Origin of the sequence: Fodinibius saliphilus, assembly GCF_005869845.1 — a bacterium.
Classification (GTDB): Bacteria; Bacteroidota; Rhodothermia; order Balneolales; family Balneolaceae; genus Fodinibius; species Fodinibius saliphilus.
The window spans coordinates 1-15,797 of the sequence record NZ_VAWF01000006.1 but is presented as its reverse complement, the minus strand read 5'-3'; the positions used below and the strand labels follow the sequence as shown (position 1 = coordinate 15,797).

Annotated in this window: 30 protein-coding genes; all 30 read right to left on the bottom strand. The window is 41.7% G+C overall.

Annotated features, from left to right (window positions below; genetic code table 11):
* Positions 1-205: 205 nt before the first annotated feature.
* Entirely contained in the window at positions 206-691 is a 486-nt protein-coding gene (gene rplQ / locus FCN14_RS15580; RefSeq protein WP_138432232.1) for a 50S ribosomal protein L17, read from the bottom strand.
* A gap of 17 nt (positions 692-708) precedes the next feature.
* A complete protein-coding gene (locus FCN14_RS15575; protein ID WP_138432231.1) occupies positions 709-1,689 on the bottom strand; it encodes a DNA-directed RNA polymerase subunit alpha in 981 nt (326 codons plus the stop codon).
* A gap of 35 nt (positions 1,690-1,724) precedes the next feature.
* Positions 1,725-2,330, bottom strand: a complete 606-nt coding sequence (gene rpsD, locus FCN14_RS15570; RefSeq protein WP_138432230.1) for a 30S ribosomal protein S4 — start codon at positions 2,328-2,330, stop codon at positions 1,725-1,727.
* A 25-nt stretch (positions 2,331-2,355) separates the two neighbouring features.
* A complete protein-coding gene (gene rpsK, locus FCN14_RS15565; RefSeq protein ID WP_138432229.1) occupies positions 2,356-2,763 on the bottom strand; it encodes a 30S ribosomal protein S11 in 408 nt (135 codons plus the stop codon).
* A 19-nt stretch (positions 2,764-2,782) separates the two neighbouring features.
* A complete protein-coding gene (rpsM, locus tag FCN14_RS15560; RefSeq protein ID WP_138432228.1) occupies positions 2,783-3,163 on the bottom strand; it encodes a 30S ribosomal protein S13 in 381 nt (126 codons plus the stop codon).
* Between the two features lie 18 nt (positions 3,164-3,181).
* Positions 3,182-3,298 carry a 50S ribosomal protein L36 gene (rpmJ, locus tag FCN14_RS15555; protein ID WP_095607755.1) on the bottom strand — a complete coding sequence of 39 codons (117 nt, stop codon included), beginning with the start codon at positions 3,296-3,298 and terminating at the stop codon, positions 3,182-3,184.
* Positions 3,299-3,324: 26 nt separating this feature from the next.
* Positions 3,325-3,543 (bottom strand): translation initiation factor IF-1, encoded by a 219-nt coding sequence (gene infA, locus FCN14_RS15550; protein ID WP_020404818.1) that lies wholly within the window; start codon positions 3,541-3,543, stop codon positions 3,325-3,327.
* 1 nt (position 3,544) lies between these two features.
* A complete protein-coding gene (gene map, locus FCN14_RS15545) occupies positions 3,545-4,351 on the bottom strand; it encodes a type I methionyl aminopeptidase (RefSeq protein ID WP_138432227.1) in 807 nt (268 codons plus the stop codon).
* Entirely contained in the window at positions 4,351-5,658 is a 1,308-nt protein-coding gene (gene secY, locus FCN14_RS15540; RefSeq protein ID WP_138432226.1) for a preprotein translocase subunit SecY, read from the bottom strand. The genes map and secY overlap by 1 nt, the downstream gene beginning before the upstream one ends.
* A gap of 29 nt (positions 5,659-5,687) precedes the next feature.
* A complete protein-coding gene (gene rplO, locus FCN14_RS15535) occupies positions 5,688-6,146 on the bottom strand; it encodes a 50S ribosomal protein L15 (RefSeq protein ID WP_138432225.1) in 459 nt (152 codons plus the stop codon).
* A 29-nt stretch (positions 6,147-6,175) separates the two neighbouring features.
* Positions 6,176-6,700 (bottom strand): 30S ribosomal protein S5, encoded by a 525-nt coding sequence (gene rpsE / locus FCN14_RS15530; RefSeq protein ID WP_138432224.1) that lies wholly within the window; start codon positions 6,698-6,700, stop codon positions 6,176-6,178.
* Positions 6,701-6,711: 11 nt separating this feature from the next.
* Entirely contained in the window at positions 6,712-7,080 is a 369-nt protein-coding gene (rplR, locus tag FCN14_RS15525; protein ID WP_138432223.1) for a 50S ribosomal protein L18, read from the bottom strand.
* 15 nt (positions 7,081-7,095) lie between these two features.
* On the bottom strand, positions 7,096-7,653 hold the full coding sequence (rplF, locus tag FCN14_RS15520) for a 50S ribosomal protein L6 (RefSeq protein WP_138432222.1): 558 nt from the start codon (positions 7,651-7,653) through the stop codon (positions 7,096-7,098).
* 18 nt (positions 7,654-7,671) lie between these two features.
* Complete coding sequence (gene rpsH, locus FCN14_RS15515) at positions 7,672-8,064, bottom strand: 30S ribosomal protein S8 (protein WP_138432221.1); 393 nt, start codon at positions 8,062-8,064, stop codon at positions 7,672-7,674.
* A 20-nt stretch (positions 8,065-8,084) separates the two neighbouring features.
* Positions 8,085-8,354, bottom strand: a complete 270-nt coding sequence (gene rpsN, locus FCN14_RS15510) for a 30S ribosomal protein S14 (protein ID WP_138432220.1) — start codon at positions 8,352-8,354, stop codon at positions 8,085-8,087.
* A 20-nt stretch (positions 8,355-8,374) separates the two neighbouring features.
* Entirely contained in the window at positions 8,375-8,926 is a 552-nt protein-coding gene (rplE, locus tag FCN14_RS15505) for a 50S ribosomal protein L5 (RefSeq protein ID WP_138432219.1), read from the bottom strand.
* A 14-nt stretch (positions 8,927-8,940) separates the two neighbouring features.
* Positions 8,941-9,294 (bottom strand): 50S ribosomal protein L24, encoded by a 354-nt coding sequence (gene rplX, locus FCN14_RS15500; protein ID WP_138432218.1) that lies wholly within the window; start codon positions 9,292-9,294, stop codon positions 8,941-8,943.
* A gap of 15 nt (positions 9,295-9,309) precedes the next feature.
* Positions 9,310-9,678 carry a 50S ribosomal protein L14 gene (gene rplN, locus FCN14_RS15495; protein WP_138432217.1) on the bottom strand — a complete coding sequence of 123 codons (369 nt, stop codon included), beginning with the start codon at positions 9,676-9,678 and terminating at the stop codon, positions 9,310-9,312.
* A gap of 19 nt (positions 9,679-9,697) precedes the next feature.
* Positions 9,698-9,961, bottom strand: coding sequence for a 30S ribosomal protein S17 (rpsQ, locus tag FCN14_RS15490; RefSeq protein WP_138432216.1), 264 nt, complete (start codon positions 9,959-9,961; stop codon positions 9,698-9,700).
* A 7-nt stretch (positions 9,962-9,968) separates the two neighbouring features.
* Positions 9,969-10,172 (bottom strand): 50S ribosomal protein L29, encoded by a 204-nt coding sequence (rpmC, locus tag FCN14_RS15485; RefSeq protein WP_138432215.1) that lies wholly within the window; start codon positions 10,170-10,172, stop codon positions 9,969-9,971.
* A 23-nt stretch (positions 10,173-10,195) separates the two neighbouring features.
* Positions 10,196-10,618, bottom strand: coding sequence for a 50S ribosomal protein L16 (rplP, locus tag FCN14_RS15480; protein WP_138432214.1), 423 nt, complete (start codon positions 10,616-10,618; stop codon positions 10,196-10,198).
* Positions 10,619-10,637: 19 nt separating this feature from the next.
* Entirely contained in the window at positions 10,638-11,375 is a 738-nt protein-coding gene (rpsC, locus tag FCN14_RS15475) for a 30S ribosomal protein S3 (RefSeq protein WP_138432213.1), read from the bottom strand.
* 18 nt (positions 11,376-11,393) lie between these two features.
* Complete coding sequence (gene rplV / locus FCN14_RS15470; protein ID WP_138432212.1) at positions 11,394-11,765, bottom strand: 50S ribosomal protein L22; 372 nt, start codon at positions 11,763-11,765, stop codon at positions 11,394-11,396.
* Between the two features lie 6 nt (positions 11,766-11,771).
* Positions 11,772-12,068 carry a 30S ribosomal protein S19 gene (rpsS, locus tag FCN14_RS15465; protein WP_138432211.1) on the bottom strand — a complete coding sequence of 99 codons (297 nt, stop codon included), beginning with the start codon at positions 12,066-12,068 and terminating at the stop codon, positions 11,772-11,774.
* A gap of 6 nt (positions 12,069-12,074) precedes the next feature.
* Positions 12,075-12,914, bottom strand: a complete 840-nt coding sequence (gene rplB, locus FCN14_RS15460) for a 50S ribosomal protein L2 (protein ID WP_138432210.1) — start codon at positions 12,912-12,914, stop codon at positions 12,075-12,077.
* A gap of 14 nt (positions 12,915-12,928) precedes the next feature.
* Complete coding sequence (gene rplW / locus FCN14_RS15455) at positions 12,929-13,219, bottom strand: 50S ribosomal protein L23 (protein ID WP_138432209.1); 291 nt, start codon at positions 13,217-13,219, stop codon at positions 12,929-12,931.
* On the bottom strand, positions 13,216-13,863 hold the full coding sequence (rplD, locus tag FCN14_RS15450; protein WP_138432208.1) for a 50S ribosomal protein L4: 648 nt from the start codon (positions 13,861-13,863) through the stop codon (positions 13,216-13,218). Before rplD ends, rplW begins: the two co-directional genes overlap by 4 nt.
* A 15-nt stretch (positions 13,864-13,878) precedes the next feature.
* On the bottom strand, positions 13,879-14,508 hold the full coding sequence (gene rplC, locus FCN14_RS15445; RefSeq protein WP_138432207.1) for a 50S ribosomal protein L3: 630 nt from the start codon (positions 14,506-14,508) through the stop codon (positions 13,879-13,881).
* Positions 14,509-14,527: 19 nt separating this feature from the next.
* Positions 14,528-14,839 carry a 30S ribosomal protein S10 gene (gene rpsJ / locus FCN14_RS15440; protein WP_095607732.1) on the bottom strand — a complete coding sequence of 104 codons (312 nt, stop codon included), beginning with the start codon at positions 14,837-14,839 and terminating at the stop codon, positions 14,528-14,530.
* A 14-nt stretch (positions 14,840-14,853) separates the two neighbouring features.
* On the bottom strand, positions 14,854-15,797 hold a 944-nt coding region (gene tuf / locus FCN14_RS15435; RefSeq protein WP_138432206.1), incomplete at its 5' end, for an elongation factor Tu.

The window sequence follows — 15,797 nt, the reverse complement described above, 5'->3', positions numbered from 1 at the left end:
ATGAACAATGTCTGTCCCGCCTAACTGCTTCCGTGGCGGCGCTCGGCCCTGTTTCAGCACTCAGTGCCTCCCAGTTCCGAAGCGATGCAAAGATAAACACTCTGCCGGACACTTCCAAATTTAATTTAAGATTATCTACAATTTCTTTTTTTGAAATAGTAGAATCTAAAGATATACACCAGATGGAAGTTATAATAGAAGAGGCTTACTCTTCTTCTGATGTACTATCTTGTTTGTTATCAGATTTCTCAGACTGACTGCTGCCGGTAGTTTTAGTAGACTTACCAGCTCGGCGTGTACGCTTCTTCTTTTTACTGTCCTTGGGCTTGATGTCATTATAATCAACAAGCTCCACAACAGCCATTTGCGCGTCATCACCAGATCGATATCCAAGCTTAACCACACGAGTATAACCACCAGGGCGATCCATCGCCTTTTGGGCTACCTCATCAAAAAGATGGCTAACTGCTTGTTTATCATTCAATTTTGAAAATACCTGTCGCCTTTTATGCGAGGTATCTGTTTTTGCCTTTGTAATTAAAGGCTCAACAAATCTACGAAGCTCTTTAGCTTTTGGCAGGGTCGTTACAATCCTATGCTCCTTAATAAGAGCCGTTGAAAGCGAAGCCAATGTCGCTTTGCGATGTGAAGGAGTACGACTTAGTTTCTTTCCTTTCTTTAAATGACGCATTGCTTTCTATAATACCTTTATGATTTATCCAAATACTTAGTAACGTCCATGCCGAAGTGAAGATCTTTTCCTTCTATAACTTCAACCAATTCGGCTAACGATTTCTTTCCGAAATTACGGAATTTCAACAGATCCTGCTCATCTCTAGATACCAATTCACCAATAGTATTGATATTAGCAGACTTGAGGCAGTTGTAAGAACGAACACTGAGGTTCAGATCTTCTATACTAGTTTTAAGAAGATTAATAATGCGTTGACGCTCTGCATCAACCTCCTCTTCTTCCTGAGTAAATGGTTCATCAATTTCTTCGGTGATAAACTTCTCAGTATGTTCTTTTAGAATTTTACCAGCTATGGTAAGTGCTTCCTTTGAATTCACAGATCCATCAGTGGTAATATCCATTACCAATTTTTCGTAGTCAGTACGTTGTCCAACACGAACATTTTCAACATCAAACTTTACCTGTTTTATAGGTGTATAGATGGCATCGATAGGAATAAGGTTTACATCCTCTTCGGTATCTACATTTTGCTCTTCAGCAGGAACGTAACCTCGCCCTCTTCCAACACGGAGTTCCATTTCAATATCCGCATCTTCCGACATAGTTGCTATAACCGTTTCAGGATTTAAGACCTCATAATCTGCAGTTGCTTCATCTATATCTTCTGCGGTAAAATTCCCTTCTCCAGAGATAGAGATATGAATAACACCACTACTTTGTTCAACCTGCTTAAAACGCACTTCTTTGAGGTTCAGAATGATTTCATATACATCTTCTTTAACACCCTGAATACTGGAATACTCATGCTCAACACCATTAATTTTAATGGCATTAATAGCTATTCCCGGAAGTGAAGAAAGCAGGATTCTGCGAAAAGAGTTACCAATTGTTACTCCGAAGCCTCTTTCCAAAGGTTGTAAAATAAATGTACCAAATGTATCAGTAGCTTCTTCAACCTCGAGAGGTTCAGGCATTTGAATGCTGTAATTGCTCATAATAAAAGCGTTATTAGGCTAAATGAATTTATTAATTACTTGGAGTAAAGCTCAACAATAAGCTGCACATTGATATTTTCAGGAATCTCTTCCATTTCAGGCACATTCAAGAACTTGCCCTTCATCTGTTTCTTATCAATTTCTAACCATTTATATTTATTTGATGGAGCGTGTTGCAACGATTCATTGATAACTTCCAAAGTTTTAGACTTTGGTCGAACACTTACAACATCTCCTGGTCGAATATGATAAGATGGGATATTTACTACTTCCCCATTTACAACTATATGCTTATGACTAACCAATTGACGTGCTTGACGACGAGTTCTGGCAAAACCAAGACGATAAACAGTATTATCAAGTCTGCTTTCCAGATATTGCAGTAATATTACACCTGTTACGCCATCCTTGGCATTGGCTTTATCAAAGAGATTGGAAAACTGTTTTTCCAATAAGCCATAGGTGTATTTTGCTTTCTGCTTTTCTTCAAGCTGAATAGCATATTCTGATTTTCGTGAATACCGGGAACGTCCATGTTGTCCGGGCCCATATGGTTTTCGCTCCAGCGCTTTGCTGGGGCCAAAGATGGGTTCTCGAAAACGTCTTGCTTTTTTTTGCTTTGGACCTCTATATCGTGCCATAATTACTTACTAATAAAATTCTGCGTTATACTCTTCGTCGTTTAGGTGGTCTGCAACCATTATGTGGAATGGGGGTACGATCTTTAATAGCTGTTACTTCCAATCCACTGGAAGCCAATGCTCGAACAGCTGCTTCTCGTCCTGATCCGGGGCCTTTTACAAATACTTCTACCCTTCGCAGTCCCATTTCATGTGCAGCCGTAGCAGCCGTTTCAGCGCTAAGCTGTGCTGCATAAGGCGTATTCTTTCGTGATCCTTTGAATCCTTCTTTACCAGCTGATGACCAAGAAATTGCATTGCCATCAGCATCAGTTACTGTAACAAGAACATTGTTAAAGGTGGCTTTAATAAAAGCCATCCCATTAGGATCTGAAAGCTGCTTTCGTCGTCGTTTCTTCTTTGAGGTCGCAGATTTACGTTGTCTTTTTGCCATTGAATCGTCTCAACTATTGTTATTTTCTGGGAGCTGTCTTCTTACCTGCTACCGTACGGCGTTTACCTTTACGGGTTCTGGCGTTGGTTTGAGTATTTTGACCACGAACCGGTAACCCTTTTCTATGACGGGTACCTCGGTACGAGCCGATCTCAATAAGGCGGCGAATATTCGCATTTACTTCACTGCGAAGTGCCCCTTCAACCGTATATTCGCTATCTATCTTCTGGCGTAGCTCAGAAACTTGATCATCAGTCCAATCTTTTACTTTGGTACTGTAGTCGATATCAAGATCATCAAGAATTTCCTGAGCAGTTGATCGACCAATGCCATAAACATAAGTCAGACCTATTACACCACGTTTGTCTTTCGGTAAGTCTATTCCAGCAATTCTAGCCATAAAAACTATACAGATTTATTATCCTTGTCGTTGTTTGTGACGAGGATTCTTCTTGTTAATTACATATACACGACCATTGCGTCGAACAATTTTGTCGTCTTCACTTCTTTTTTTTACTGAAGATCGAGTCTTCATAATACTAAATCGTTTTTATTTAAAATTTACTTATAACGATACGTAATACGCCCCTTACTCAAATCGTAAGGAGACATCTCCACAGCAACTCGGTCACCGGGGAGAATTTTAATATAGTACATTCTCATTTTCCCAGAAACATGGGCTAATATTTCGTGCCCATTATCTAATTCCACGCGAAATTGAGCATTTGGTAGTGCTTCAATAATCTCGCCATCTTGCTTAATTGGCTCTTGTTTAGCCATCTTAAATCTTTGCGTTTATTCGACTTTTCGTGATCTCTCTAATATAATCAAAAGTACTTAAAACTTCAGCCTTTCCTTCACGAATAACAATATCGTGTTCATAGTGAGCTGATATTGATTTATCAGCCGTTACAACGGTCCAGCCGTCGTTTAAGGTACTCACTTTAAAAGATCCTAATGTAATCATTGGTTCAATGGCCAATGTCATTCCGGATCTAAGTCGTTCTCCGCGACCGGCCCTCCCAAAATTGGGTACAGACGGATCTTCATGGAGTGACTTTCCAAGACCATGTCCGACTAAATCTCGGACTACGCCAAAACCTTCATTTTCGCAGTGTGTTTGTATGGCATTGGCAATATCACCAATCTTATTTCCATGCACTGCTTTTTCAATACCTTTATATAAAGATTCTAGCGTAGTTCGAAGTAATCGAATCTTTTCATCCTCACATTCACCAACTGCGAATGTATATGCATGATCTCCAAAATATCCATTCTTCTCCACCCCACAATCAATGGAAACAATGTCACCTTCTTTTAGTTCCCTTTTGTCACTGGGGATTCCGTGAACAACCTCTTCATTAACAGAGATACATAATGTTCCCGGAAATGGATTATTTTTAGGGCCATACCCTTTAAAAGCAGGGCGACCATCATTTTCTTTTATATAATCTTCGGCTACTCTATCCAATTTACCGGTAGTAACACCCGGCTCAATATGTTTTGCTACTTCAGCCAGCGTCCGTGAAACAATTTGCGCACTTTCGCGCATTTTTTCGATTTCTGACTCACTTTTCAGATAGATCATTACGCTCTACGACGACCTTTCATTTTACCGGTCTTCATAAAGCCATCGTAATGACGCATCATTAAGTGGCTTTCAATTTGCTGGAGTGTATCCAAAGCGACTCCTACAATAATGAGGAGACTTGTTCCGCCGTAAAAAAGTGCAAATCCCGGAGTAACACCCATTCGTGCTGCAATTGCGGGCATGATAGCAATAATTGCTAAGAAGATTGAACCGGGTAGTGTAACCTTCGTCAAAATATTATCAATAAATTCAACGGTTTTATTACCGGGCCGAACACCAGGTATAAATCCACCTTGACGTTTCATTGTATCGGCCATTTCTCGTGGATTCACCGTGATAGCAGTATAGAAGTACGTAAAGAACACAACGATAATTCCAAAGATAATGGAATATGTAATACCTGTAAAATCACTGGACCAAGATGTTAGCATCTGTACCGTTTGGTTGTTCGGAAAGAACGTCCCGATAGTACTAGGAATAAACATGATTGATTGTGCAAAAATAATCGGCATAACACCAGCTGCATTAACACGAATTGGCAGATATTGTGTTGTACCGCCATACACCTTTCGCCCTACAACTCGTTTTGCATACTGTACCGGAATCTTTCGGACACCTTGTGTCAACATCACAGAAGCTGCAATTACCAAAATTAATGCTGCAATTTCGGCTATTACAATAATCAAGTTCCCTTTTGTCGTTACTTCGTTGATCAAGCTTGCAGGTAGTCGTGCAATAATACCGATCATAATAATAATCGAAATACCATTCCCAATTCCACGATCAGTAATCCGTTCACCTAACCACATTACAAAAGCAGTCCCTGCTGTAAGAACAATCATCGATGTTAAAACAAACGTAAAATTGCTTACAACAATCGCATTAGGCGATGTAGCCATTAAGTTAATAGCAAAACCAATAGACTGAATAAGGGTGATCCCTATCGTCCCATAACGGGTAAGACGGTTTATTTTACGACGACCGTCTTCTCCTTCTCGCTGAAGTTTTTGAAAATAAGGTACAACAGCACCCATTAGCTGTATAATAATTGCTGCAGTAATATAGGGCATAATTCCCAGTGCAAATACTCCTGCACGTGAGAATGCACCACCTACAAACATATCGAACAAACCTAACAAGCTGGATGCATTTCCTGTTTGCTGTACCAGCTGAGTAGCATCTACACCAGGAAGTGTAACATAACTTCCAATGCGGTAGACCATTAAGATACCGATAACGTAGAAGATACGGTTTTTCAGCTCTTCTATTTTAAATATGTTCCGAAAGTTTTGTACTAAACTCATTTAGAAGGTGGCTCAGTGTTTAATTAATCTTAATTCTCAACAAATGTAATACTTCCGCCTGCGTCTTCCACTTTTTTCTGTGCTGAATCACTGGCGTTATGAACTTCAATATCGATAGCAGCTTCAATTTCGCCATCGCCCAGAAGTTTAACCAAATCACCTTTTCCAGCTAAACCGGCATCTCGAAGATCTTCTAAAGTGATAGTTTCACCTAACTTATCATGCTCAATAAAGAGCTGAATAGTTCCAGTGTTAACAGCCACATAATCTGTGCGGAAGATATTATTGAATCCCCACTTCGGAATACGACGCTGCAGCGGCATTTGTCCACCTTCAAACCAGAATTTTTCTTTGAAACCACTTCGTGATCGTTGACCGTTATGGCCTCTTCCTACAGTGTGGCCTCCTCTGCCTGAACCTTGTCCACGACCAATACGCTTGGCCTTTTTCTTATTTGGTTCGGGGGCATTTAAATTACTTAAATCCATGGTGTTTTCCCTTACGTTCTTTAAAACTGTTATCCTTCAAATACTTTATTCAACGAAATACCTCGTCGTTCAGCAACTTCAAGTGGGTCTGTAAGATTCTTCAACCCATTATATGTTGCCTTCACCATATTATGCGGATTCGAAGATCCAACAGACTTCGTCAAAATATTCTGAAGTCCTGCAATATCCAATAATGCTTTCACCGGTCCACCAGCAATTACACCAGTACCCTCAGAGGCAGGGCGTAGCAATACTTCGCCAGCTCCCTCTTTTCCGGTAATAGTATGGTAAATGCTACCGGTCTTGGTCATTGGAACTTTAATCAAGTTCTTTTTTGCATTATCAAATCCTTTCTGGATAGCGTCAGAAACCTCGTTGGCCTTACCAAGACCATGTCCTACGACACCATCTTTATTACCAACTACTACAATTGCATTAAAGCTAAATCGACGACCACCCTTAACAACCTTAGAAACCCGGTTAATATGAACCAGCTTCTCTTCAAGGTTCAGATTCTTAGGTGCTACGTTATGTCTTCTTCTTATTTTAGGCATAATAATTCTTTTTAAAAGTCTAATCCACCTTCGCGAGCACCGTCAGCCAGTGCTTTGATTACGCCGTGATATTTATAACCACTTCGATCGAAAACGGCTTTATTAATTCCTTTTTCATCGGCAAGCTCAGCCAAGTATTTTCCTACAACTTCTGCTGTCTCCTGCTTTGCTTTTCCATCAACATCATCAGCAATTTCTTCTGATTGACTGGAAGCAGCCACAAGAGTCTTGCCCATCAGATCATCTACGAGCTGAGCATAAACATGCTTATTACTTTTATAGACACTCAACCGTGGACGATCACCCGTTCCGCGAATGGTTGCACGGATGCGGCGACGTATCTTATCTCGACGTTCTTTTTTCTGAATATTCTTATCCATCGTAAATAAATCCTATTAAGCTTTAGCGGCTGATTTACCTGCTTTTCTACGAACCCATTCATCAACATAGCGGATACCCTTACCTTTGTAGGGCTCCGGCGGACGAAGCGATCGTATTTTAGCAGAAACCTGTCCAACTAATTCCTTATTAATTCCTGTAACAATGATTGTGGGGTTCTTACGTCCCTTAGTTTCAACTTCAATATCAACGCCATCTGGTGCTACGAAATAGATGGGATGAGAAAAACCAAGAGTTAATTCAAGAACACCATTACTTAATGATGCCCGATAACCGACCCCTCGTATTTCGAGTTCCTTTTTATAGCCTTCTGAAACGCCTGTCACTATATTGTTTAATAGTGACCGGTAAAGGCCGTGCAAGGAACGGTCGAATTTTTCGTCTGAGCTGCGATTAACAATCAGCTCACCGTCTTTTTTCTCAATATTGATACCTTCGTGAATTTGAAGCGTATCGCTACCTTTTTCACCTTTAATCGTAACGACGTTATCAGCATCAATACTGAATTCAACATCATCTTTTAATTCAATCGGTTGATTTCCGATACGTGACATAATTCTATTACCTTATTTTTAATAAACAGTGCACAAGACTTCGCCACCCACTTTAACTTTGCGGGCTTCTTTATCCGTCATCACTCCACGCGAGGTAGAGAGAATAACAATTCCAAGACCATTAAGAGCACGTGGTATTTCATCGGATCCACAATATTCTCGCAGGCCAGGTTTAGAGCGTCGTTTCATCTTTTTGATTACTGGATGACCATACGCATCATATTTAAGGAATAAGCGAAGCATTCCCTGTTTATCGTCATCAATATTGATAAACTTGTTAATGTATCCCTTATCCAACAGGATTTTAGTCATCGCACGCTTCAGCTTAGAAGCGGGGATATCGACTCGTCGATGACCCGCCCTCTGAGCGTTACGTATTCTTGTCAAATAATCTGAAATTGGATCAAACATAAAAGTTCTTCGTTAAAATGTTACCAACTTGCTTTTCGAACTCCGGGAATTTTCCCGTCAAGAGCAAGTTCACGAAATTTAATTCGAGAGATACCGTATTTGCGAATATAGCCGCGACAACGTCCTGTTAAATTACAACGATTGTTGACGCGAGTTGGACTGGCATCGCGAGGTAGTTTTTGAAGCTCTACCCACTTGCCTTCTTCCTTAAGCTTTTTACGCTTTTCGGCATACTTCTTTACCGTTCGTTTTCTTTTTTCGTTACGTGCTATCCAAGCTGTTTTTGCCATAATGTGTTATGCTTGTAGATTTAATTTCGTTTCTGAAATGGCATTCCAAATCCTTTTAGCAAGGCAAATGCTTCTTCATCAGTCTCAGCGCTTGTTACAAACGTTACATCAAGACCATGAACATTGTCAACCTCTTCGGTATTGATTTCAGGAAATATGGTATGATCTTTTATACCGAGTGTATAATTACCTCGTCCATCAAAGCTTTTGTCAGGAACCCCTTGAAAATCGCGGGTTCGGGGTAATGCCAGGTTAATTAAGCGATCCAGAAACTCATACATCTGCCTGCCTCGCAATGTCACCTTACATCCTATAGGCTGTCCATCTCTAACCTTAAAATTAGAAATCGATTTTTTAGCCTTTGTTGTTACAGGACGCTGACCTGTAATCTTTGCTACGTTTTCTACCACTGTATCCAAAAATTTCTCATTTTCTACAGCTTCGCCTACGCCACAATTGATTACAATCTTTTCAAGCTTGGGAACAGCCATGACACTTGCATAGTCAAACTGCTCTTCGAGGCTAGAAATAATTTCGTCTTTATACTGAGTATTTAATCTTGCTTCTGCCATTCTAAAATAGATTCTTATTTATCAATGATCTCGCCACTTGTCTTAGCGTAACGAACCCAACGTCCGCCGCCATCTTCTTCAATTCTTTTTCGGCCAATTCTAGTTGGTTCTCCAGTTGATGGATCAATAACCATCACATTCGAAATATGAATTGAAACCTCACGTTCAATACGCCCACCCTGCGGATTTTCCTGGGTTGGTTGATCGTGATGAACACGCATATTTATACCTTCGACCAATACGCGTTCTTTGTCTGGGAATACCGCTAATACTCGGCCTTCCCGACCTTTGTCGTTACCAGCGATGATTTTAACCTCATCCCCTTTTTTGACGTGTAATTTCTTTCTTTTGTTAGTTGTGCGTGGCATAATAAAATTCTGTTTTTAAAGCACTTCTGGCGCTAGTGATACAATACGCATGTAATTTCGTTCGCGGAGTTCTCGAGCTACCGGTCCAAAGATACGTGTTCCAACAGGTTCACTATCTTTATTGATGATAACTGCCGCATTTTCATCGAATCTAATGTAGCTGCCATCCTGGCGTCGTATTTCCTTTTTTGTTCGTACTACCACAGCATTTACAACTTCTCCCTTTTTAACATTTCCACCGGGAATAGCTGTTTTTACTGAGCAGGAAATAAGATCGCCAATTCGTGCGTATCGTCGTTTGGAGTCGCCCAAAACTTTGATACAATTGAGCTGACGAGCTCCGCTATTGTCAGCAACGTTTAATTGAGTTTGTGCTTGTACCATTGCAGATTCCTAATATCCGTTATTTTGCTCGTTCAATGATTTCAACCAATCGCCAAGATTTACGCTTAGAAAGCGGTCGAGTAGACATAATTTGCACTACGTCACCCTCATTGGCCTCATTTTCTTCGTCATGGGCCATATACTTGGTCGTTTTAGTTATGTATTTACCATAGATCGCGTGTTTTACTTTTCTATCTACAGCAACGGTAATAGATTTATCCATTCTGTTGCTAACTACGCGACCTGTTCGTTGTCTTCGTTGTACTCGTTCAGTTTGTGCCATTGTATAATTATCCAGCACTTTCTTGTTGTTTTTCAGTAATGATCGTATGAATTCGGGCAATCTCTTTGCGTGTCATAGAAACACGAGCAGGGTTTTCAAGTTGACCGGCAATTGCACGGTTAAACTTCATGTCTTGTAAGGCCTGCTTTTCGTCTTCGAGACGTGCCTTTAATTCAGCAATAGATTTTTCTCTAAGTTCGTGTGCCTTCATGATTCCTCTAATACCTTTATTGATTAAGGTCCATCGTAATCACGACGAACGATGAACTTCGTTTTAATAGGAAGCTTATAATCAGCGCGTCGCATTGCATCCCACGCCAAGTCTTCAGGAACTCCAGCGATTTCGAACAAAATTCTTCCGGGTTTTACAACTGCCACATATTCCTCGACAGCGCCTTTACCTTTACCCATTCGCGTTTCTGCGGGCTGAGAAGTTTTTGGCATATCCGGAAAAATACGGATCCACGTCTGACCATCACGTTGCAATTGACGTGCAATTGCAATTCGACAAGATTCAATTTGTCGAGAAGTGATGTATTTAGGCTCAAGAGCCTTCAGACCAAAATCTCCGTAAGCCAGAGTATGTCCTCGCTGAGCCGTTCCTTTCAGGCTTCTACGATGCTGCCGTCGGCGTCTTACGTTTTTTGGTTCTAACATGACTTAAATGTTTACAGTGTTAGTTACTTCTATTTCTTCTTCTACGACGAGAGCGGCGTTTGCCTTTTCCACGTCGTCCTCGGGAATCATCCTTCTTCTGAGAATGCGCGTCTCCAGGTGTGAGTTCTACATCACCAAGTACTTCTCCTTTGAAGATCCATACTTTTACACCGATTGATCCATAAATAGTGTTGGAGGTTGCGCAGTAATAATCAATATCAGCACGGAGTGTATGTAAAGGCACACGTCCTTCGCGATACTGTTCAGTACGTGCCATTTCTGAGCCTCCCAATCGCCCGGCACAGCGAATTCGAATACCTTCGGCGCCCATTCGCATAGCCGAAGAGATCGCTGTTTTCATAGCCCGACGAAATGAGATACGAGCTTCAAGTTGTTGCGCAATATTCTGTGCAACAAGACTCGCATCCGTTTCTGGTCGTTTAATCTCGCTTACATTAATTTGAACCTCTTTACTCGTAATCGTTTTGAGCTCTTCTCGTAGAAGTTCAATTTGTTCACCGCCTTTACCGATAATAACACCGGGTCGGCTTGTTTTCAATGTAAGGAGTATTCGTTTCGGTGTTCGTTCGATTATGACTCGAGAAAGCCCTCCATTTTGAAGACGTGTGTGCAAATATTCACGCAACTTAGTGTCTTCATAAAGTATTTCGGGTTCATTCTCTTCGGAATACCAGTTGGAATCCCAACCGCGAATGATACCGAGTCGTAAACCTACTGGATGTGATTTCTGTCCCAAGGTATTATCTTTTATTAATTAAACTAATTCTTCTTCTTTCTTTGCCACAACTACTGTAACGTGGCAAGTACGCTTGCGTATCTGATTCGCACGACCCATAGCTCGGGGCTGAATACGTTTCAGTGTTGCGCCTTCATCAGCATAAATTTCCTTTATGTAAATGTCTTGGTTATCTAACCGCTCTTCCTGAAATTTATCACGAATATTTGCAGCGGCTGATTTAACTACTTTTGCAACATCCTCAGCAGCACCTTTACGCGTAAACTCAAGCTTCTTCAGCGCTTTATGTACTTTGTCTCCCCGAACAGCATCCAGTACAAGACGTACCTTACGTGCTGATCTGCGAAGATGCTTTTGTATTGCTCGTGCTTCTAACTTTTCTTCTGCCATAATACTTTACATTCCTGGTTTTCTCGGTGCTTCTCGTGTTTTCGACTTCTCGGGATGGCCACGGAACGTTCTTGTTGGAGCAAATTCACCCAACTTGTGACCAACCATTTCTTCAGTAATGAAAACGGGAATAAATTGTTTCCCATTATGAACGGCTAACGTTAACCCAAGAAAGTCTGGCGTAACCATCGAGCTACGAGACCATGTCTTGATCACGTTCTTTTTACCGCTTTCATTCATTGCGTCGATCTTACGTTGTAGCTTGTAGTATACGTAAGGTCCTTTTCTAAGCGATCTTGGCATAACTAATTACTTTTTAGACTTTTTTCTACTTCGAACAATGTATCGGTCCGAAAGTTTCTTTCGTTTTCTTGTCTTCAATCCTTTAGAAGACTGTCCCCAAGGCGATCGAGGATGTCCACCAGAAGCTTTACCTTCACCACCGCCCATTGGGTGATCAATTGGGTTCATCGCAACACCACGAGTTTGTGGTCTTTTACCTCTCCAACGATTACGACCAGCTTTACCAGCCTTGGTATTAAAGTGATCTTTATTGCTAATATTTCCAACAGTAGCAACACAGTTGCCCAATATCATTCTTACTTCACCGGATGGTAATTTAACCGTAACATATTTGTCGGTCTTTGCTACCATTTGTGCAACTGTTCCGGCACTTCGGCATAATTGTGCTCCTTGTCCAGGATGTAGTTCAATATTGTGAATAAATGTTCCTGGAGGCATATGCTTCATTGGCATTGCATTTCCTCTGTCTGGTTCAATAGCTGAGTTACTGCTTAATACAGTATCACCAACTGTCAACTTATCAGGTGCAATAATATACCTTTTTTCACCATCTGCATAAGCAATCAGTGCAATCCGAGCCGAGCGATTAGGATCGTACTCAATTGTCTGTACTTTTGCAGGAATATCATATTTATCTCTTTTAAAGTCGATTAAACGATAACGACGCTTATGACCACCACCACGATGGCGCGATGTCATACGTCCCTGTTTATTTCGACCACCGGATTGTCCTTTACCCTTTACAAGCCGTTTTACAGTAGGCTTGCTTACGGTAACATCATCAAACACAGGTGCATTTCTGTGTCTTAAGCCAGGTGTTGTTGGTTTTGATTTCTTCGTAGCCATTGAACTAGTTATTTCTAAATTTCACTAAAGAAGTCTATTTCGCCTTCTTTGAGAGTTACAATTGCTTTTTTCCAAACTTTCTTTCGCCCTTCAACATAACCACTCGCTGTGAAGCGGCCTTTAGGCTTAGAGGGCATAATCATTGTATTGATTTTCCCTACCTCAACATCAGGATATCGATCGAGTATAGCACGCTTGATATCAGTCTTGCTTGCATACTTATCGACTTGAAATGCGTACTTTCCTTCTTCCTGAAGTCGAGTTAATTTTTCTGTAATCAGTGGTTTTTGTAATACTTCCTTCATGCTACAGCCTCCTCAGCGGGTTCAATAGATCCTTCGAGTACTTCAAGTGCAGATTCTTGGATCAATATTACTTCAGAATCCAGAATCTGGTATGTTGTTGGTTTATAAGCTTCCAGCACTTCAACATTCGGAATGTTTCGGGCAGACTTATAAACAATATTGTCAGTTTCTGCAGTCAGAACCAATACTTTCTTATCCTGTATCTCAAGTGCTTCCAGTATCTCCGCAACCTTTTTTGTCTTAGGCTCGTCAAAACTAAAGTCATCAACTACAGTTATTGCATCATCATTGAATTTAGCTGACAGTGCAGATTTACGAGCTAAAACTCTAGACTTTTTAGACATTCGGAACGAATAGTCACGCGGACTGGGACCAAAAACGGTACCACCACCTTTTAAGAGTGGGGAACGAATAGATCCACGACGTGCTTGACCAGTTCCTTTCTGGCGATAAGCCTTACGACCACCACCTCGAACCTGACCACGTTCTTTAGTATTAGAGGTTCCTTGTCTCTGATTCGCCATGTAACGGCGAACATCTTCGTAGATAACAGTTTCATTAGGCTCGATGCCGAAAATTGATTCAGCAAGTTCAGCCTTGTTACCGCTATCCTTTCCTTCAGTTGTAAAAATCGGAAGCTTCATTTCAGTTAGTTCTTACTATCGATTGTAAATTTCAACAAAACGTCCATTGGGTCCGGGAATTGAACCAGTAACCATCATTAAATTTGACTCAGAGAAAATTCTCGCAATGGTCAAATTCTTTTCTTTGGTTCGTTTGTTCCCACTTCGTCCGGCCATCTTTATTCCTGGAAATACTCGCGCAGGATCAGATGCCTGACCAATAGAACCCGGGTGACGCTGACGGTCGTGTTGACCGTGTGTTGCTTCGCCAACACCGCTAAAGTTATGTCGTTTCACGACGCCGGTAAAACCTGTGCCTTTAGAAACGCCAACGACATCAACATTGTCACCGATGCTAAATACGTCTTCTATGTTTAACTCATCTCCCAACTCTGCATCATCAGGAATAAAATCTCTGAATTCCTTGATGTACTTCTTAGGTGATGTTCCAGCTTTTTCGAAATGACCTTGAAGTGGTTTCGGCGTGCTCTTCTCTTTCCTATCAAAAGCAGAAAGCTGAACAGCATTATACCCGTCCTCTTCTTCAGTCTTGATCTGTGTTATTACACAGGGTTCAACTTCGATCACAGTCACGGCAAAGTTTTGGCCGTCGTCATCGAAAACATTCGTCATTCCGACTTTTTTTCCTATTAAACCACTACTCATTGTTCAGTGATTGAAAATGTTACACTTTAATTTCTACGTCCACACCAGAGGGCAACTCCAGCTTCATCAATGCATCAACGGTTTGTGAACCAGTTGAGAGAATATCGATCAGTCGTTTATGTGACCGGTATTCAAACTGTTCGCGTGCTGTTTTGTTCACATGAACAGAACGGTTAACCGTGATTATATTCTTTTTAGTGGGAAGCGGTATCGGACCCGATACCACAGCTCCCGTCGATTTTACTGTCTGAATTATCTTTTCAGCCGATTTGTCGATCAAGTTATGATCGTACGACTTAAGTTTAATTCTGATTTTTTGTTGAGTAGCCACTTATCAGAACTTTTTTAATCTATAATTTCAGTTACAACACCAGCGCCTACTGTGCGGCCGCCCTCGCGGATCGCAAAGCGCAGGCCTTCTTCCATCGCTACCGGCTGAATCAGCGTAACATCCATTGTTACGTTATCGCCCGGCATCACCATCTCAACGCCGTCAGGCAACTCACAAGAGCCCGTCACGTCGGTGGTACGGAAGTAGAACTGCGGACGGTATCCGTCGAAGAATGGGGTATGTCGCCCACCTTCATCCTTACTCAACACATATACCTCACATTCAAACTCCTTGTGGGGCGTAATTGAGCCAGGCTCACAAAGTACCATTCCGCGCTGCAGATCTTCCTTGTCAACTCCACGCAACAGAATTCCGGCATTATCTCCGGCCTGCCCCTCGTCGAGCATCCGGCGGAACATCTCAATACCGGTTACTACACTATCCATCGGATCTTCAATAATTCCGACAATTTCAATCTCATCATTGAGCTGAATCACACCACGCTCAATTCGTCCGGTCGCTACGGTACCACGGCCGGTAATCGAGAAAATATCTTCCACAGGCATCAAGAACGGCTTCTCCACATCACGCTCGGGCGTGGGAATGGTCTCATCAACCGCATCCATCAGATCAAGAATCGCCTGCTCGTGCTCTTCGTCTCCTTCCAGGGCCTGCAGGGCTGAACCTTGCAGCACCGGAATGTTGTCACCGTCGAAGTCGTAGGAGCTTAACAGCTCACGAACTTCCAGTTCAACAAGCTCAATCAGCTCCTCATCATCAACGAGATCGGTCTTGTTCATAAAGACCACAATCTGTGGGACGCCGACCTGGCGGGCAAGCAAAATATGCTCCCGTGTCTGTGGCATCGGACCGTCAGTAGCCGCAACCACCAATATAGCACCGTCCATCTGCGCGGCGCCGGTTACCATGTTCTTTACGTAATCAGCGTGACCCGGGC

Coding starts and splice junctions, on each gene's coding strand:
- rplQ (WP_138432232.1), bottom strand. CDS start 691: ATGCGTCATTTAAAGAAAGGAAAGAAACTAAGTCGTACTCCTTCACAT.
- FCN14_RS15575 (WP_138432231.1), bottom strand. CDS start 1,689: ATGAGCAATTACAGCATTCAAATGCCTGAACCTCTCGAGGTTGAAGAA.
- rpsD (WP_138432230.1), bottom strand. CDS start 2,330: ATGGCACGATATAGAGGTCCAAAGCAAAAAAAAGCAAGACGTTTTCGA.
- rpsK (WP_138432229.1), bottom strand. CDS start 2,763: ATGGCAAAAAGACAACGTAAATCTGCGACCTCAAAGAAGAAACGACGA.
- rpsM (WP_138432228.1), bottom strand. CDS start 3,163: ATGGCTAGAATTGCTGGAATAGACTTACCGAAAGACAAACGTGGTGTA.
- rpmJ (WP_095607755.1), bottom strand. CDS start 3,298: ATGAAGACTCGATCTTCAGTAAAAAAAAGAAGTGAAGACGACAAAATT.
- infA (WP_020404818.1), bottom strand. CDS start 3,543: ATGGCTAAACAAGAGCCAATTAAGCAAGATGGCGAGATTATTGAAGCA.
- map (WP_138432227.1), bottom strand. CDS start 4,351: ATGATCTATCTGAAAAGTGAGTCAGAAATCGAAAAAATGCGCGAAAGT.
- secY (WP_138432226.1), bottom strand. CDS start 5,658: ATGAGTTTAGTACAAAACTTTCGGAACATATTTAAAATAGAAGAGCTG.
- rplO (WP_138432225.1), bottom strand. CDS start 6,146: ATGGATTTAAGTAATTTAAATGCCCCCGAACCAAATAAGAAAAAGGCC.
- rpsE (WP_138432224.1), bottom strand. CDS start 6,700: ATGCCTAAAATAAGAAGAAGACATAACGTAGCACCTAAGAATCTGAAC.
- rplR (WP_138432223.1), bottom strand. CDS start 7,080: ATGGATAAGAATATTCAGAAAAAAGAACGTCGAGATAAGATACGTCGC.
- rplF (WP_138432222.1), bottom strand. CDS start 7,653: ATGTCACGTATCGGAAATCAACCGATTGAATTAAAAGATGATGTTGAA.
- rpsH (WP_138432221.1), bottom strand. CDS start 8,064: ATGTTTGATCCAATTTCAGATTATTTGACAAGAATACGTAACGCTCAG.
- rpsN (WP_138432220.1), bottom strand. CDS start 8,354: ATGGCAAAAACAGCTTGGATAGCACGTAACGAAAAAAGAAAACGAACG.
- rplE (WP_138432219.1), bottom strand. CDS start 8,926: ATGGCAGAAGCAAGATTAAATACTCAGTATAAAGACGAAATTATTTCT.
- rplX (WP_138432218.1), bottom strand. CDS start 9,294: ATGCCACGCACAACTAACAAAAGAAAGAAATTACACGTCAAAAAAGGG.
- rplN (WP_138432217.1), bottom strand. CDS start 9,678: ATGGTACAAGCACAAACTCAATTAAACGTTGCTGACAATAGCGGAGCT.
- rpsQ (WP_138432216.1), bottom strand. CDS start 9,961: ATGGCACAAACTGAACGAGTACAACGAAGACAACGAACAGGTCGCGTA.
- rpmC (WP_138432215.1), bottom strand. CDS start 10,172: ATGAAGGCACACGAACTTAGAGAAAAATCTATTGCTGAATTAAAGGCA.
- rplP (WP_138432214.1), bottom strand. CDS start 10,618: ATGTTAGAACCAAAAAACGTAAGACGCCGACGGCAGCATCGTAGAAGC.
- rplV (WP_138432212.1), bottom strand. CDS start 11,765: ATGGCAGAAGAAAAGTTAGAAGCACGAGCAATACAAAAGCATCTTCGC.
- rpsS (WP_138432211.1), bottom strand. CDS start 12,068: ATGCCAAGATCGCTTAGAAAAGGACCTTACGTATACTACAAGCTACAA.
- rplB (WP_138432210.1), bottom strand. CDS start 12,914: ATGGCTACGAAGAAATCAAAACCAACAACACCTGGCTTAAGACACAGA.
- rplW (WP_138432209.1), bottom strand. CDS start 13,219: ATGAAGGAAGTATTACAAAAACCACTGATTACAGAAAAATTAACTCGA.
- rplD (WP_138432208.1), bottom strand. CDS start 13,863: ATGAAGCTTCCGATTTTTACAACTGAAGGAAAGGATAGCGGTAACAAG.
- rplC (WP_138432207.1), bottom strand. CDS start 14,508: ATGAGTAGTGGTTTAATAGGAAAAAAAGTCGGAATGACGAATGTTTTC.